We start from the raw sequence: 16434 nt of genomic DNA, 5'->3' as shown, positions 1-16434 counted from the left end.
TGCTCCTGGCGAGATGGTTAAAACCGTGCGTGTCAGTTTGCTTGGCGGCACAACTGCTGAAGCTGCTGAGAGTTTCCAGCTTGTTTTGTCCTCGCCCAGCGCCAATGCCACCATTGTAGATGGCTCCGCACTTGCCACTATCATCGATAACGACGCACCCTCCGGTACACCGGTGGCATCTATTACGGATGCCATTGTAGACGAGGTTGACCAAACTGCTACAGTCACAGTGATTCTTAACAAACCCAGTACCAGCGGTGTTACGTTTGATGTGGCCGGACAAAATGTCACAGCGGGCAATAACAGTGATTTCCGCAATTTGCAAATTGGAAAGATTGCATTTGCTCCAGGTGAAACTGCAAAAACAGTAATATTTGGATTACTGAACGATACTCGGATTGAAGGGACGGAGCTGTTTGATGTGGTATTAACCAATCCTGTCGGGGCTACTTTAGGAGATGCGCGTGCGCATGCCATTATCGCTGGTAACGATAATGCTGCCGTTGCTTCTCCGGTACTGCATTTGGCTAATGTCGTAGCATCCGAAGATAAAGGATACATTGACTTTTTGGTGACCCTGGCAGCGCCTAGTAGTGCTGGCGCCAGCATAAACTACAGTACTTCTGCGGGCACTGCTATCTTTAATTCGGATTATATCCACACTACTGGAACGCTGGCTTTTATTCCCGGTGAAGTATCCAAAACAATCCGGGTTACTTTGATAGATGATGCCAGCGCGGAAGCCTCGCTCGAAAACTTTACTCTCAACTTAAGCGGTGCCGTTAATGCCACCATCGGTACAGCGTCGGCGACGGCAACCATCATAGATAATGAAAGCGCAGCGCCAGGGGCGCCTATTGCGCTAGCAGGCACTCCTGGAAACGATATTTTACAAGGCACTCAGTTTTCTGATGCCATGACAGGCGCGGCGGGTAATGACACTTTTAACGGCGGTGAAGGCAATGACAGTATGACCGGAAGCGGTGGAAACGATATCTACATTGTTGAAAATGCTGGCGATACTTATACCGAAGGAGCCGGTGGCGGTAACGATCAGGTGATCAGTTACTTAGCAACGCATACGTTGAGTTCCAACGTTGAAGGACTGCAACTGGCAGGTACGGCAACTGCAGGAGTCGGTAATAACCTTGCTAATACGATTACTGGAAATAGCAAAAATAACACGATTGATGGCGGTTCCGGTAATGACATCCTGAATGGGGCTACGGGTTCCGATAATATTACTGGTGGTGCTGGTGTTGATTTCTTTGTGTTTAGTTCCGCTCTGAATGCGGTCACCAATGTCGATAGTGTTGCGGATTTTAGCGTTGTTGATGATACCATCCGATTGGAAAATGGTATTTTTACCCTATTCACGGCAACCGGTGCCATTTCAGTTGATACCTTCGTTTCTGGCCCAGGCGCAATTGCATTGGATAGTAATGATTTCCTGATCTACGATAATGCAAGTGGAAACCTCTATTATGATATCGACGGTAATGGTGCGAACGCTCATGTAGTTTTTGCAACATTGACAGGAATACCTGTCCTAACAGCAGCGGATTTTGTAATTATTTAACTTCATAACCGTATCCTCGGAGAATTGTTACGGGGATACGGGGTAATTGCTGCATCTGCTAAACAGGCTGTTGAAAAACTCGCCCGGTTGGGTAAAATTTGACAAAACCTATTCGCTACAAAAATTAAGCGCGGAATTGAGTACACTCAACGACAGCTTTTTAGGGAAACGCTGATTTATTTGAACCCATTGGTTTGAGTTGATGAAGTTTTCTAGGAGCCTGTCGGACATAAGCAATCGTAGCGAGCTGAGTGGGAGAGCGAGTGCGGATTTTTTCAATTTTTAGGCGTATGGTGAGACTATGCAATGAAAAATTCAGGAAATATGAACCGCTATCCCATTGGCGCGGTAGATTGACCTTAAGTCCGACAGGCTCCCAGAATGCATCATGTTGATAATGTAGGATAAGCAGCTTGCAATCAAGCTTTTATGAACTGAAATGTTCGGTCAAGAAGAAACTAACACGGTGGGGACTGAAATTGAAGCGGCAACTCCCTGGGCATCTATGACAAGCACCCTTTCTCCATACTATTCGAGACATTCGCAAAATACATGCCTCTATTGAGGCACCTTTAATTCAGTTTTTTCGTGAGTAATAAAGTATTTTTTTGTGTTTTTCACAAAAATTCCATAGATAATTGCCTTAACAGGCCGTTGAAAAACTATCTGCGTTGCCGTTGCGGTGTTAAAAACAGACTCAAAATGCTCATTTATTAAGCATAAACTGCGTTTTTTCGCCTGTTTTTGCCTTGCATCGGCTACCTCGAAAACGTTTTTCAACAGCCTGCTAAGCCGATCATTATCGGGTTAGATGGACGGATTATCCCTATGACTGTGCCTGCTCTGCAGGTCGACCTACAATTTTAGCAACCTTTTCAGGTTGTGTATGCCATGGCTTGTAAAATATGGCAGGCATGTGCTTTGGCTTTGCCCCGGTAACGTGGCACCTGGGCTCCAAACCAGCGTGCTTGGTTACCAAAGGTTCGCTTCACAACATACCGGATTTGGGAAATTAGGCTACTTGCGTAGCGATCGCCGCTGTGACAATGACCTGTTCTCCACTACCTGATTCTGAATGCCATTCTTAATGCTACGTTCTTCCAAGGCGTTGCGGTTATTCTGACAACGGTAAGCTTTGTCCGAATGTATTCGAGTACCTGGCTCGATTCAAATTCTTGAAGAAATTTTTACTAGAAATAGCCTTCAGATAACACCCAAGCTTTCCAGCCAGCGAGACACAGTAATGTAAAGAATGCAGCCACCATATCATCAAACATAACGCCAAAACCGCCTTCCAGATTGCGATCGTAGTATCGGATAGGCTGAGGTTTAACAATATCAAACAGGCGAAATAGAATAAATGCGGCTAACTGCCATGCCCAACCAGCTGGCGTAAAAAACAGAACCAAAAGAAATGCTACGGTTTCATCCCACACCATGCCGCCATGATCCGGATCACCTAAAGCCTTGCCGCTAAGACCGCATGCCCAGATGCCTACAATAAACATGATGTCTATCAATAATAAAAGATAAATTGGGCTGAGATAGTAATTAAGTAGCCAAAATAATGGAAATGCAACTAGTGTTCCCATCGTGCCCGGAGCGATGGGGCTTAATCCGACACCGCCTGAAAAAGCGATGAAATAGGCGGGATGACTGTATATTAAAGCAAAATCCGGTTGAAATTGGGTAGACTGGTCACTCGACAAGTCATAAGCTTTAGGCACTGAAGTGATCATATCCTTTGGTCTCCAATGTGATTACACTTCCCTTGGCATCTTTCACAATCAAACCCTCGCCTGAAAAAATCTCACCAATGCGGGTAAGAGGAATAACCAATTCAGCAGAAAGATTTTCAATTTTCTCGCGATTTATTTTCGGAGCTGTAAAGCATAATTCATAATCATCTCCGCCGGCCAATAAACAGCGCATTACCAGAGATTGCTGCAAGTATTTTTTTAATACCGGTGAACAGGGAATATCAGTCATATTAATGTAGGCTGCTTTTTCAGAAGCGGTCAGGATATGTCCCAAATCGGCGATTAACCCATCGGATATATCAATAGCGCTATGCGCCAAACTGATCAAACGTTGTCCTAGCTCAACCCTTGCAGCCGGTGTCAGTAACGCAGGCAAACATTCCGCAATCTCATTGGGTTCGAGAGTTATTTGCTGTAATTCATGATTAAGTGCCAAGGCAGCATCGCCTAATCGGCCGGATATCCAAATATCATCATCCAATTTGGCACCGCTACGGCGCAATGCTTTGCCTACTTCAACTTCCCCTATGATTTGCACACCGATATTCAATGGTCCGGAAGTTGTATCTCCACCGATTAACTCCACCTGATGCGAGTCGGCCAGTGCAAAAAAACCCGCACTAAATTCACTTAACCATGCTTTATTATGTTGCACCAAATTATCCGGCAACGTTAAAGCCAGTAATACCCACCGAGGCTTTGCTCCCATTGCAGCCATATCCGAGAGATTAACTGCTAAGGATTTGTATCCGAGTTTGTAAGGATTAGCGTCCGCAAAGAAATGTTTACTACACACCAGAGTATCCGTTGAGATAGCTAATTCTTTATTGTCAGTAGCTTTAATCAGTGCAGCATCATCACCAATTCCCAGTACTGCTTGAGTTGCAGTCCGTTTGAAATAGCGGCGAATAATATCGAACTCTGAACACACGCTGTATTAATACTAAACTTGATTTTTTGCTACCCTGGGTGCTGCAATCTCAACAGCACGCAATTGAATGGCCAATTTATCCAACACGCCATTCACATATTTATACCCATCACTGCCACCATAAGTTCTGGCTAACTCTATCGCTTCATTGATAATTGCGCGATAAGGAATCTCCAGATGATGCATTAATTCAAAAGTGCTCAATAATAAAATCGCAAATTCCACCGGACTTAATTCATTTAAAGGACGATCCAAACAGGGCTGGATACATTTTTCCAATCCCTCAACATCCTTGAGCACACCTTGCAGCAAGTTCGTGAAGTGTTTCTCATCAACATGCTTGAATTCTTCGGATTCTCGTAATTGTTGCTCAATAAAATTCGCTGCACCGCCAGCAACCCGCCACTGATAAACACCCTGCAAAACAAACTCGCGCGCAATCCGGCGGCGGCTTTTATGTTTATCCGTCTTCGGGCTTGTGTTGGAATTTGCTTCGGTCAACGTGCTACTCATAAATCGATTTCATCAATTTTTATATGCAAATTAGCCATTTCTAGAGCAACCTGCGCGGATTCCATTCCTTTTTGGCTCATCCTGGCAATCGCTTGATCATCATTATCCGTAGTCAATATCCCATTGGCGACAGGAATTTCTGTTTCAATCTGCACCATGATTAGGCCGCGTGCAGATTCGTTAGAAACGACTTCAAAATGATAAGTATCTCCCCGGATTACTGCACCTAACGCAATCAACGCATCAAACTGATCGGACAAAGCCATTCTTTTTAATGCCAGCGGAATTTCTAACGCACCTGGCACGGTTACGAGCAGTATGTTCGAATCTTGCACACCATTTTTCTTAAGCTCTGCCGTACAAGCACTGAGTAAACCTTCACCCACATCTATGTTAAAACGGCTCATGACAATGCCGATACGTAGATCTGTTCCATCCAGATTCGGTTCAAATTCAAGAATATCGTCATAGTACGGCATATCTGACTCCTGTAAGTCTATTGATTAATCGTGATCAATTCTTGATCACTTAAGATTTAAATTTTATAGCTTGGGCGTATCCACGTAACTGGTTACTTCCAAACCGAATCCTGTCACACTGGGCATTTTTCTTGGTGCTGACATCAATCGCATTTTTCCTACGTTTAGATCTTTCAGTATTTGCGCGCCAATACCGTGATCACGAAGGTCCGTCTTGATTGAGCCGGGGTAGCACGATTCCTTCAATTGAACGCGCTCGATCAATTTAGTTGGATTTTCTTTACGATGCAGTAGAACGATAACACCTTGCCCCGCTTCAGCAATTAATTTCATGGCATCATGAATGCTCCAGGAATGTGTATTGTCATCAATATCTAGCAGATCTATGACCGACAGCGGTTCATGCACGCGCACCAAGGTTTCCGTTGTTGGGTTTATGTTACCTTTTACCAAAGCCAAGTGTGTTGTATCGGCTATTTCATCACGATACGCTGTCAGCAGAAATTCTCCATGCAGCGTTTGAATTGCGCGCTCAGCAACACGCGTTACCAAGCTTTCAGTCTGGCTGCGATATTGAATCAAATCGGCTATCGCGCCAATTTTGAGTTGATGTTGATGTGCAAATTCTATGAGATCGGGTAATCTCGCCATGCTACCGTCTTCTTTCAATATCTCACAAATCACCGAGGCTGCTGTCAAACCGGCCATTCTGGCTAAATCACAACCGGCTTCAGTATGCCCCGCGCGAACCAGGACACCGCCTTTCTGGGCCATTAGCGGAAAAATATGCCCTGGTTGCACAATATCTTGTGGTTTGGCATCCGCTTGAACGGCGACTTGAATGGTACGTGCTCGGTCAGCGGCAGAAATACCTGTGGTTACACCGCTGGCTGCTTCTATGGAAAGCGTAAAATTGGTACCCAAGGGAGCACGGTTGGCTGACACCATCAAAGGCAAATCTAATTGGTGGCACCTTTCCTCAGTCAGCGTTAAACAAATCAATCCACGGCCGTGGGTAGCCATAAAATTGATAGCCTCCGGCGTCACAAAATCGGCAGCCAGAACCAGATCCCCTTCATTCTCGCGATCCTCTTCGTCAATAAGAATGACCATTTTACCCAATCTAAGATCGTCAATAATGTCTTGGATAGCACTGATTCTCATGTCTGTTTAACCCTGATTAACCTTAAATATTGAGTAGTCTTGCCACATATCGCGCCAGCATATCTGTTTCCAGGTTTACTGCCATTCCGGGGGAAAGTTCTTTTAAATTCGTCATTGCCAAGGTATGTGGAATAAGGTTAACAGAAAATTCATTATCCTCAATCTGATTCACTGTCAGGCTCACCCCATTGACGGTAATAGATCCTTTATGGGCAAGATATCGAAATATTGATTGCGGCGCTTGAATGATCAATTTAAAACTCTCCCCAATAGGCTCAAATCTAACCACTGTTCCAGTCGCATCCACATGACCACTGACCAAATGTCCACCCAATCGGTCAGACAAACGCATGGCCTTCTCCAAATTAACGTGTATGCCTACCTGATCCAGACCCTGTGTGCAGCTGAGCGTTTCCTGCGAAACATCTACCGTGAACAGATTGCCGGTTAACGTTCTGACCGTTAGGCAAACACCATTTACAGCAATACTGTCACCTGTCATGACATCGCTCAGATCCATTTCCTCAGCGGTAATCTCTAGAGACAACCCGTTATCGCTATATCCCTGGATAGAACGAATCTGCTTTATTTCACCCACTGCTTGTATGATTCCGGTAAACATCCCAATATGTTCTATAAGTTCAGGTATGACACGAATGATAGGATATGCATCAACGAATTGATAGCAATGTGACATGCAAGCTACAAATTTCGTATTTTTGTAAGTATACCTTGTAGTGCTTCAAGTAATGAAAGTAACGTTGCGAGGATCCAGGCGATGCATTGAGAAAACGATGATGATTGGCGCGCCCAACACGATTCGAACGTGCGACCCCCGCCTTCGGAGGGCGGTACTCTATCCAGCTGAGCTATGGGCGCTTTGGTGAACAAACTGTTATACCATTTACCGGCCGACAGGATAACTGCTTTTATAACTCTAGTCCAACTTGGATAATCCTTAATGCAATCATTTTGCAAACTTAACAGTGCCCACAGCTCGTCTCTAAAAAATCTTAAAACTATTCGAGATTCTTCGCTTCTGTTTCTGTTGAAACAGGAAAAATTTTAACAGTTTTCACAACCCGGTTTTTTGTTTGAATGATTTCCATCGGATAACCGGCAATATTTAGTCCGGTCCCTGCTTCGGGAATATCTTCAAAATATTCCAATATCAAGCCATTCAAAGTTTTTGGACCATCCAGTGGAAACTGAAAACTAAGTTTGCGATTTAATTCACGCAACAAGGTACTTCCCTCTACTATAATACCGCCATCTTCCTGCTTCAGAAAAGTGCTGGTTTGGGTCGGTGCTTGTGTCGTAAATTCTCCAATAATCTCCTCTATAATATCTTCCAGTGTAACCAATCCCATCCACTCACCGTATTCATCGACTACTAAACCGACTCGTTTCTGGTTCTCCTGGAATAATTGTAATTGTGAAAATAATGATGTTCCAGAAGGAATAAAATAAGGAGCACGCATGACTTTCTCGAGAGTGGCGGCCGTTATTTTTCCTCCCTGCATTTGGTTCAGTACTTTGCGCACATGAACAATACCGACAATGTTATCCATGCGTTCGCGGTATATCGGCAAACGGGTATGATGACAAGTCAACAATTGCGTATGGATAACATCATCATCCGCATTCAAATCAATCGCTTCGATTTGACTACGTGGCACGATCACATCGTCAACTGTAATGGTTTCAAGATCAAACAAGTTCAGCAGCATGCTTTGGTGCTTATGTTGTATGAAATGCCCGCCTTCTAACACCAGTGTTTTAAGTTCTTCCGTACTTATTTTCTGTTCAAGCTCGCCCTTCTTGGGCTTCAATCGGAACAAAATCAGCAATCCGCTGACAAATAAATTAACGAACCATACAATTGGATAGCAAATAGCCAGCAATGGCGTTAACACATAACTAGCCGCAAGAGCAATCCGCTCCGGATACGCCGCTGCGATGACTTTTGGCGTAATTTCACTAAATATCAGAATAGCAAAAGTAACGGCAATCGTTCCAATGAGTAATGCAAAGTCATCATGGGCAAAGAAAGTAGCAATAATGACAGCCACCAATGTTGCAGAAGCCGTGTTAAGTAAATTATTTCCCAGTAAAATAACACCCAGTAATCGATCCGTATTCTCAAGCAATTTTACCGTCAACCGGGCACCACGATGCCCTTGCTTGGCGAGGTGCCGTAAACGATAACGATTGATCGCCATCATGCTGGTTTCAGACAAGGAAAAAAAACCAGACAGGATCAATAAAAAAACCAATGCAGTCAGCATGATGTGCAGCGGCACGTCTTCCAAATAACACCTTTATATGTAATGAAAATTGTTAAAACCGATAAATAATAAAAACCCTAAACCATGTAGATGTCTATTTTGGATTCAAACAAATGTTTGTCAATAAAAAAAATTGTTTAACCAAACAATTGTTGCACACATTTATAGCATTAATTTAATCACTACCGAACCAACCGAGTTCCGGTTGGTTAAATTTGCAGCAGCATTTGAATTCCGATTATAAAAACCCAAGGCAGTTCATCAGCACTCCTACCCAACTCCAGTAACAAAAAACGAGGCGTTAACGAATCAGGGTTATCAAAACAAATTGAACAAGGTATTTGAAAATTGTTTGGGTTCTTGTAAACCTATTAATTTGAGCAGCGTTAATAACATCTCTTCTTTCTGATTCAAATTCTATGTCTGACTGCTCGAATCTAAATTGCAATAGTGCTAAAGATATCAAATTTCTTGAAATCAAGCATTTGAATGGCCCAAATATTTGGACTTATTACCCTACCCTCGAAGCAACGGTTGATATCGGCGAACTTGAAGATTTTCCTTCTGATACGATTCCAGGCTTTTATGAACGGTTGTCAGAATGGCTTCCGTCACTGATCGACCATCGTTGCAGTTATGAAGAACGTGGCGGCTTCTTACGCCGAGTAAAAGAAGGTACGTGGCCATGTCATATTCTTGAACATGTAACTCTGGAACTGCAAAATCTAGCTGGAATGCGTGGCGGTTTTGGCAGAGCTCGAGAAACCTCGGTACGCGGTGTATATAAAGTTGCATTAAGTGCCTGGCATGCAGAAATTACAAAAACTGCTCTGTACTCTGCGCGTGAATTGGTACTGGCCGCTATGAACTTCCAGCAATCTCACAACCCATCGTATGATGTCGAAGGGGCTATCAGACAGCTTCGGGGCTTGGTTGATTCACTCTGGCTTGGGCCTTCTACAGCTTGTATTGTAGATGCAGCTGTCGCACGTAATATTCCAGCTACCCGGCTCCTTACTAAAGGAAATCTTGTGCAACTGGGATATGGCGCTCGTTCCCGTCACATCTGGACCGCTGAGACAGATCGCACACCAGCTATTGCTGAAAGCATTTCTCGTGACAAGGATTTGACAAAAGCATTATTACAATCTTGTGGCGTCCCTGTCCCAGAAGGACGCATTGTTGGAAGTGCTGAAGCTGCCTGGGAAGCGGCGAATGAAATTGGCATGCCGGTAGTCGTAAAACCTTGCGATGGAAACCATGGGCGCGGCGTTTTTATTGAATTAAGCCGCCGCGAAGAAATTGAATCGGCTTATCACATGGCCTTGAAAGAGGGCACGGAAGTATTAGTTGAGCGCTATATTGCTGGGATTGAACATCGATTGTTAATCGTTGGCGGACGACTCATAGCTGCTACGCAAGGCGACTCGGTCTCAGTAATCGGAGATGGCGCTTCAACTATAGCTGAACTAATCGAATCTCAAATCAATTCCGATTCTCGCCGTGGATCAACGGAAGATCATCCGCTTAATCTAATCCGTCTGGATAATGCAGCACAAATGGAGATTGCTCACCAAGGCTATCACAGTGGTTCAATTGTACCAAGTGGCATCAAAGTTCTGATTCAGCGGAATGGTAATCACGCATTTGATGTAACAGATCAAGTTCACCCAAGTACTGCATCCATCGCATCACTCGCTGCGCGTATCATCGGTCTGGATATTGCCGGCATTGATCTAGTGACTAGCGATATTTCGCGCCCATTGAGCGATCAAAACGGTGCAATTGTTGAGGTAAATGCCGGGCCAAGCCTGTTGATGCATATTAAACCGGCAGTAGGTACACCTCGCCCTGTTGGGAAAGCAATAGTTGATCATTTGTTTCCCGATCAAGATAACGGTCGAATTCCTATCGTGGGAATTACGGGTAGTTATGGTAAGACAACAGTTGCTTATCTTATTGCCAGATTGCTTATTCTTTCAGGTAAACAAACTGGTCTGGCATGCAGCAATGGCCTTTATCAGGATTACAGGCAAATTGATAAAAACAACAGTGCCAATTGGGCAGCAGCTAACCGTACACTGATGAACCCGACTGTCGAAGCTGCCGTGTTTGAGAATGGCTTTGAATCCATACTCAATGAGGGGCTGGTATACGATAGCTGTCAGGTTGGCGTCATCACCAATGTTGATCCAGCCAGTCATTTTGGCCGCCATGGAATCGAAACGCTGAAACAAGTTTTTACTGTACTACGCACACAAGTTGATGTAGTAACGCCAACAGCCGCGGCTATCGATGATGTGGAAGAAGGTGTAAAGCTACCCATCGGTGTTGCAGTGCTCAATGCTAAGGATGAAATGTTGGTTGAGATATCCGAACTGTGTCATGGTGAGGTAATTTTCTTCAGCATTAACCCGGACTTGCCAGTAATTACTCAACATCGCGTCACCGGAACGGGCCATAAGCAAGGTAAACGCGCTGTGATAGTACGCAATAACACAGTCATGCTTGTTACCGGTGCTAATGAATTACCGCTGGTCAGATTGATGGAAATACCCGCAGCAACTGGCGCGCATAGCACGCATGAAATAGAAAATGTATTGGCAGCTATCGGAACTGCTTGGGCATTAGGTATTGAACCTGATCTTATACGTATCGGAATTGAAACTTTTGGTTTCAGTCAGGAAAAATATAGGCCAGAAAACCAGAATCTTCCAATCGGATTACAAACTCAAGGAATCAAGTTATGAAAGTTTTGCGTATTCGAGCATTGCGTGGACCAAATTTATGGAGTCAGCACACCGCTATTGAAGCTACTATCATTTGCAGTGGGTCCGAAAATAAGATTAATGCAATCCCTGGCTTTGAAGCACGATTACGTGAGCGTTTCCCTGAAATTGCTTCACTTCAACCTGCGGGTCATCATGAAACTGTTACGATAGCGCATGTACTTGAATTTGCCACACTCGGTTTACAAGTTCAAGCAGGTTGCCCGATAACCTTTAGCCATACTACTCTAACACCAGATGCCGATACCTATCGCGTCATAGTCGGTTACACGGAAGAAAAAGTTGGCAAACTTGCTTTTGAGCTGGCACAAGCTTTGTGTATAGCCGCCACACATGATACTGATTTTGATTTAACCGATGCTATACACCGCTTACGTAAGCTCAATGAAGATATACGCTTAGGGCCTAGTACGGGCGCTATTGTTCAAGCTGCCGTTGCGCGCGGCATTCCGTTCCGCCGCTTAACGGAAGGCAGTTTGGTGCAATTTGGTTGGGGTAGCAAGCAACGTCGTATTCAAGCTTCTGAAAGCGATAGGACCAGTGCTGTTGCAGAAGCAATTGTGCAGGACAAAGAATTGACCAAAACTTTGTTGCATGCAGCAGGTATACCTGTCCCTCTCGGTCGAGAGGTAGCGAGTGTAGAAGATGCCTGGGTAGCAGCTTGCGAAATTGGTGTCCCGGTAGTAATAAAACCCAAAGATAGCAATCAAGGCAAAGGTGTGACCGTTAATCTTGTTAGCGCAGAGCAAGTAAAAATGGCCTATATGATCGCAGCTGAAATCAGTGATAATGTTCTAGTGGAACGTTATATTCCCGGGCATGATTATCGCATGTTGGTTGTTGGTAACAAGCTGGTTGCCGCTGCGCGCCGTGATCCGCCACAAGTGATTGGCGATGGCGTGCTTAGCATTTATGAATTGGTAGCGCAAATTAATCGCGATCCAATGCGTGGAGAAGGGCACGTCACTTCATTAACTAAAATTCATCTGGATGAGATTTCCATAGCTCATCTGGCAGCACAGGGATTAACCGCTGAATCGATTCCGGTCAAAGGAATGCGAATTGTGTTACGTAACAATGCCAATTTATCGACAGGCGGTACAGCAACTGATGTGACCGATGATGTTCATCCTGAGTTGGCGGCGCGTGTGGTTGCTGCTGCAAAAGTAGTCGGTTTGGATATTTGTGGTGTCGATGTTGTCTGCGACAATGTTACGAATTCATTGGAAGAACAAGGCGGCGGAGTTATCGAAATTAATGCAGCACCGGGTTTGCGTATGCACTTGCAACCTTCTTTTGGTAAAGGGCGTGCAGTGGGGGAAGCAATCATCGATTACATGTTTCCTCATGGGCAAAATGCACGCATTCCGGTGATCTCAGTAACAGGAACCAACGGCAAAACAACGACAACGCGCCTGATTGCCAATATCTTAGAAAAAGATAACAAACGTGTGGGTCTTACGTGTACAGATGGTGTATACGTCGATGAGCAGTGTATCGATACCGGAGATTGTAGTGGCCCCCAAAGTGCGAGAAACATTCTTTTTCACCCAGATGTCGATGCAGCTGTCTTAGAAACTGCGCGCGGTGGATTATTGCGCGAAGGCTTAGGATTTGATCGCTGCCACGTTGCTGTTGTGACTAATATTGGTATGGGTGATCATCTTGGTATGGCTTATGTTAACACGGCGGAAGAGCTGGCTACGGTTAAACGCATTGTTGTGCAGAATGTAACACCGGGTACCGGTTTCGCTGTGCTCAATGCAGCTGATCCACTCGTCGCCAGCATGGCTGATCATTGTCCCGGCTCAGTTATTTTCTTTGCACGTGATAACTACCATCCGGTGCTAGCAATGCACCATGCGCAGCATAAACGTGTCATCTATGTAAAAGATGGTTATATTGTCGCTATGGGTGAAAGAGATGAATACCGGATACCATTGAACGAAATTCCACTGACAAAGAATGGCAGTATCAACTTTCAAATAGAAAATGTGATGGCTGCTGTTGGAGCCGGTTGGGCACTTGGATTGGATTGGGCGGTGATTCATGCTGGCGTAGCTGGTTTTGTAAGTAATGTACAGACCGCACCGGGTCGCTTTAATCTTTTCAATTACCGCAATGCTACCTTGATCGCCGATTATGGCCACAATCCGGATGCGATACAGGCACTTGTAAGCGCCATTGATAATATTCCATCAAAGCGACGATCAGTAGTTATTAGTGCCGCTGGGGATCGACGTGATGAAGATATTCGCCAGCAAACAAGGATTCTTGGTGACGCATTTGATGAAGTAGTGCTTTATCAAGATCAGTGTCAGCGTGGTCGAGCGGATGGAGAAGTGCTGACATTGTTACGAGAAGGTTTGGGTAGTGCCAGTCGTACTCAAAAAATAAGTGAAATTTTTGGGGAAGCACTTGCAATTGATGCGGCGCTATCCAATTTGCAGGATGGTGAATTATGTCTTATTTTGGTCGATCAGGTTGAGCAATCGCTTGGACAAATTAATAATCGTATCGCATTAGGCTGATAGGCCGATTGCTAAGTCATTTTCTGAATGACTTGGCAATCGACTAGAGATTACAGAAGGTGAGTTCAAATGTAACATCTCCTTCGTAAACTTTGTTTCTTTGACCTGATTGCGTGGGGATAAAGCGAATATTCAGAGCATATTTATTTGCGCTGATTTCAGGTACACATTGCAATTGGTCACTTAAGTTCAGTCTCAGCATATGTGCGGAATATTCCGAGCCTGTCTGCTGGAAAATGCCTCGATTTGCGACAACTTGCAAAGTTTTCCCACTTTTTCTTAATAGGTAAAGCACAATCCCAAATGCATTGCGTATGGGTTGAAATGGTGTTAACCATTCGTCAAAGTCTCTGTGCCGATGGACCGGGTCCAAATTCAACCAATAATGATAAGATGGCAAATCAAACACACAACAACCACCCGGAATCCCAATTCGCTGCTTGATCGTCATTAGCCATTCGTTCTCTCGTAAATGCTCCCCAACCTTTCCGGGAAAATCCAGCATTTCCCGGAAAGTAGTTTTAATATCATTGAGTACATTATCGAGTGCCGCCTCAGAAACATCCGGATTCCTGCGCAACATCTCAAGTATCTGTTTTTGTCGCTCAAGCTCTTGTAATAAATCTGATTTAATGTCTGCGCGACTGGTAATTTCAAGAACTTCAAATAGTGCGATAAGCGAACCATGATGCTCAGTAGCAGTATCTTTAGTTGAAAAGAAATCAATTCTATTAAATAAATCTTCAAGTCGCAGAAGGGTACGGATACGTTCATTAAGCGGGTGTTCGTAACAAATCACAATAGCTATGCATCCACAAGAAAGATTAGAGATATTAAATCTTGCTCTAGATAAGATTATTTCATAAAGAAATTAAATTTCCCAAATAATTTCTTAGCCGTTAAATCTCAGTATCCAGTTTATTCTCTGAAAGAATAAGATATTTATGATGCAGCTTAATTACCTGCGCTTTCAAGGAATCAATATCCTTATCGTTGATGATAACATCATCAGCTTTTTGTAAACGCTCTTTTCGCAAGACCTGCGCTGTCATAATTGCTATTACCTGTTGTTCAGAAAAATTGCTTCGTGCCATGGTACGTAAAACTTGCTGCCGCTCCTCACAATCAACGACTAGAATACGCTGAATAATATTGTTGTAATCATCCGTTTCAAATAGCAAGGGAACAACGACAATGATGTAGGAAGACTGGGTTTGTGCAATTTGCTGAACCGTTTCTTTCAGAATGAGCGGATGCAAAATATTTTCGAGCTTGAGTCGTGAGTCGCTATCAGAGTAAATTAGGCTGCGCATCTTTTCCCTATCCAAAGCACCATCCGCCGTAATCAAAGCATCTTGGAATGTATTTCGAATCAGCTTGATAGCTAACCCATGCGGCTGAGTTAATTTTCTAGCAATTACATCGGTATCAATGACGTCAATACCCAAATCTGAGAAGGATTGACTGGCGCTCGATTTTCCACAACCAATCCCTCCAGTCAATCCAACGACAAAGGCCATAAATCAGAAGAAACCATGATAAGCATAATTCAGTTCTTCTCCCCAAAATAGAGCAATAAATGCCCCACCAACCAGATAAGGACCGAATGGAATGGGAGTGCTCTTTTTTAGTCTAGCAGTTAACACTAATCCAATACCAACAGTTGCACCCACCAGCGATGAGGAAAGCATGACCAATGGAAGCATATTCCATCCTAACCACGCGCCAATAGCAGATAACAATTTAAAATCACCATAACCCATACCTTCTTTACCTGTGGAAAGTTTAAAGCACCAGTAAATTGACCACAAAGAAAGATAGCCTGCTACAGCGCCAATAATTGCAGATTGAATATCAGTAAAACCGCTGTTCATATTGATCAGTAAGCCCATCCATAATAATGGCATGGTTATATCATCCGGCAGTAGTTGCGTATTCAAATCAATGACTGCAAGGGCAATGAGCGCCCACACAAAAATCAATACCGCAATAGTTATCAAACCGTAGCCATAATACCAGGCAACAAAACCGCTCATAAGCGCCGTTACTGCTTCTACAATAGGATAACGTAGTGAAATATTTGCATGGCACTGAGAACAACGACCTAGTAAAATAAGATAGCTAACAATCGGAATATTTTCCCATACGGTTATTTTATGTCCGCAATGAGTACATGCTGAACGAGGGGTAATCAGGTTATATGTAGGCAACACTTTGCCCGCTTCACCATGCAGCTCCGCACACTGCTGCAGCCAATTTCTTTTCATCATTTCAGGCAGACGGTATATCACGACGTTCAGAAAGCTGCCGATCATTAACCCGATTATCGCAACAAATGAAATAAAAAAAACTGACGTATCTTGCAGCATGGATAGTAATGGCATGGTTATTATGTAATGA

13 protein-coding genes and 1 tRNA gene are annotated in these 16434 nt (G+C 44.0%); 3 read left to right on the top strand and 11 right to left on the bottom strand.

The genetic code is table 11. The features are described 5' to 3' along the window. On the top strand, positions 1 to 1579 hold a 1579-nt coding region (locus tag K2P83_RS09520; RefSeq protein WP_292928608.1), incomplete at its 5' end, for a Calx-beta domain-containing protein. A gap of 1190 nt (positions 1580 to 2769) precedes the next feature. Here K2P83_RS09520 and K2P83_RS09515 read toward each other — a convergent pair. From K2P83_RS09515 to K2P83_RS09480, 8 genes are all read right to left on the bottom strand, one after another. Then, entirely contained in the window at positions 2770 to 3318 is a 549-nt protein-coding gene (locus tag K2P83_RS09515; RefSeq protein ID WP_292928606.1) for a phosphatidylglycerophosphatase A, read from the bottom strand. After that, on the bottom strand, positions 3299 to 4270 hold the full coding sequence (gene thiL / locus K2P83_RS09510; protein ID WP_292928604.1) for a thiamine-phosphate kinase: 972 nt from the start codon (positions 4268 to 4270) through the stop codon (positions 3299 to 3301). The genes K2P83_RS09515 and thiL overlap by 20 nt, the downstream gene beginning before the upstream one ends. A gap of 12 nt (positions 4271 to 4282) precedes the next feature. After that, positions 4283 to 4783 (bottom strand): transcription antitermination factor NusB, encoded by a 501-nt coding sequence (gene nusB, locus K2P83_RS09505; RefSeq protein WP_292928602.1) that lies wholly within the window; start codon positions 4781 to 4783, stop codon positions 4283 to 4285. Beyond that, on the bottom strand, positions 4780 to 5262 hold the full coding sequence (gene ribH / locus K2P83_RS09500) for a 6,7-dimethyl-8-ribityllumazine synthase (protein WP_292928600.1): 483 nt from the start codon (positions 5260 to 5262) through the stop codon (positions 4780 to 4782). Before ribH ends, nusB begins: the two co-directional genes overlap by 4 nt. 63 nt (positions 5263 to 5325) lie before the next feature. Beyond that, complete coding sequence (ribBA, locus tag K2P83_RS09495; RefSeq protein WP_292928598.1) at positions 5326 to 6426, bottom strand: bifunctional 3,4-dihydroxy-2-butanone-4-phosphate synthase/GTP cyclohydrolase II; 1101 nt, start codon at positions 6424 to 6426, stop codon at positions 5326 to 5328. Between the two features lie 22 nt (positions 6427 to 6448). Then, complete coding sequence (locus K2P83_RS09490; protein WP_292928612.1) at positions 6449 to 7048, bottom strand: riboflavin synthase; 600 nt, start codon at positions 7046 to 7048, stop codon at positions 6449 to 6451. A gap of 180 nt (positions 7049 to 7228) precedes the next feature. Further along, positions 7229 to 7305, bottom strand: a tRNA-Arg gene (locus tag K2P83_RS09485). 140 nt (positions 7306 to 7445) lie between these two features. Continuing rightward, positions 7446 to 8729, bottom strand: coding sequence for an HlyC/CorC family transporter (locus K2P83_RS09480; RefSeq protein WP_292928610.1), 1284 nt, complete (start codon positions 8727 to 8729; stop codon positions 7446 to 7448). A 404-nt stretch (positions 8730 to 9133) separates the two neighbouring features. On the opposite strand from K2P83_RS09480, the gene cphA (K2P83_RS09475) reads away from it, so the two are divergent. Together cphA (K2P83_RS09475) and cphA (K2P83_RS09470) are read left to right on the top strand one after the other, a co-directional pair. Then, complete coding sequence (cphA, locus tag K2P83_RS09475; RefSeq protein WP_292928596.1) at positions 9134 to 11464, top strand: cyanophycin synthetase; 2331 nt, start codon at positions 9134 to 9136, stop codon at positions 11462 to 11464. Then, entirely contained in the window at positions 11461 to 14034 is a 2574-nt protein-coding gene (gene cphA / locus K2P83_RS09470; protein ID WP_292928594.1) for a cyanophycin synthetase, read from the top strand. The genes cphA (K2P83_RS09475) and cphA (K2P83_RS09470) overlap by 4 nt, the downstream gene beginning before the upstream one ends. 43 nt (positions 14035 to 14077) lie before the next feature. On the opposite strand, the gene zapD is transcribed toward cphA (K2P83_RS09470), so the two are convergent. The 3 genes from zapD to K2P83_RS09455 form a co-directional block, all read right to left on the bottom strand. Beyond that, entirely contained in the window at positions 14078 to 14833 is a 756-nt protein-coding gene (zapD, locus tag K2P83_RS09465) for a cell division protein ZapD (protein WP_292928593.1), read from the bottom strand. Between the two features lie 100 nt (positions 14834 to 14933). Then, positions 14934 to 15554 (bottom strand): dephospho-CoA kinase, encoded by a 621-nt coding sequence (gene coaE / locus K2P83_RS09460; protein ID WP_292928592.1) that lies wholly within the window; start codon positions 15552 to 15554, stop codon positions 14934 to 14936. A gap of 3 nt (positions 15555 to 15557) precedes the next feature. After that, the gene (locus K2P83_RS09455) at positions 15558 to 16418 is read right to left on the bottom strand and encodes an A24 family peptidase (protein ID WP_292928591.1); all 861 of its coding nucleotides are present in this window, start codon (positions 16416 to 16418) and stop codon (positions 15558 to 15560) included. Between the last annotated feature and the right edge of the window lie 16 nt (positions 16419 to 16434).

The organism is Nitrosomonas sp. (genome assembly GCF_019752415.1).
In the GTDB taxonomy this organism is placed as follows: domain Bacteria; phylum Pseudomonadota; class Gammaproteobacteria; order Burkholderiales; family Nitrosomonadaceae; genus Nitrosomonas.
This window is presented reverse-complemented; position numbering and strand designations above follow the sequence as displayed.

Coding starts and splice junctions, on each gene's coding strand:
- K2P83_RS09490 (WP_292928612.1), bottom strand. CDS start 7,048: ATGTTTACCGGAATCATACAAGCAGTGGGTGAAATAAAGCAGATTCGT.
- coaE (WP_292928592.1), bottom strand. CDS start 15,554: ATGGCCTTTGTCGTTGGATTGACTGGAGGGATTGGTTGTGGAAAATCG.
- cphA (WP_292928594.1), top strand. CDS start 11,461: ATGAAAGTTTTGCGTATTCGAGCATTGCGTGGACCAAATTTATGGAGT.
- ribBA (WP_292928598.1), bottom strand. CDS start 6,426: ATGAGAATCAGTGCTATCCAAGACATTATTGACGATCTTAGATTGGGT.
- K2P83_RS09455 (WP_292928591.1), bottom strand. CDS start 16,418: ATGCCATTACTATCCATGCTGCAAGATACGTCAGTTTTTTTTATTTCA.
- K2P83_RS09515 (WP_292928606.1), bottom strand. CDS start 3,318: ATGATCACTTCAGTGCCTAAAGCTTATGACTTGTCGAGTGACCAGTCT.
- ribH (WP_292928600.1), bottom strand. CDS start 5,262: ATGCCGTACTATGACGATATTCTTGAATTTGAACCGAATCTGGATGGA.
- nusB (WP_292928602.1), bottom strand. CDS start 4,783: ATGAGTAGCACGTTGACCGAAGCAAATTCCAACACAAGCCCGAAGACG.
- cphA (WP_292928596.1), top strand. CDS start 9,134: ATGTCTGACTGCTCGAATCTAAATTGCAATAGTGCTAAAGATATCAAA.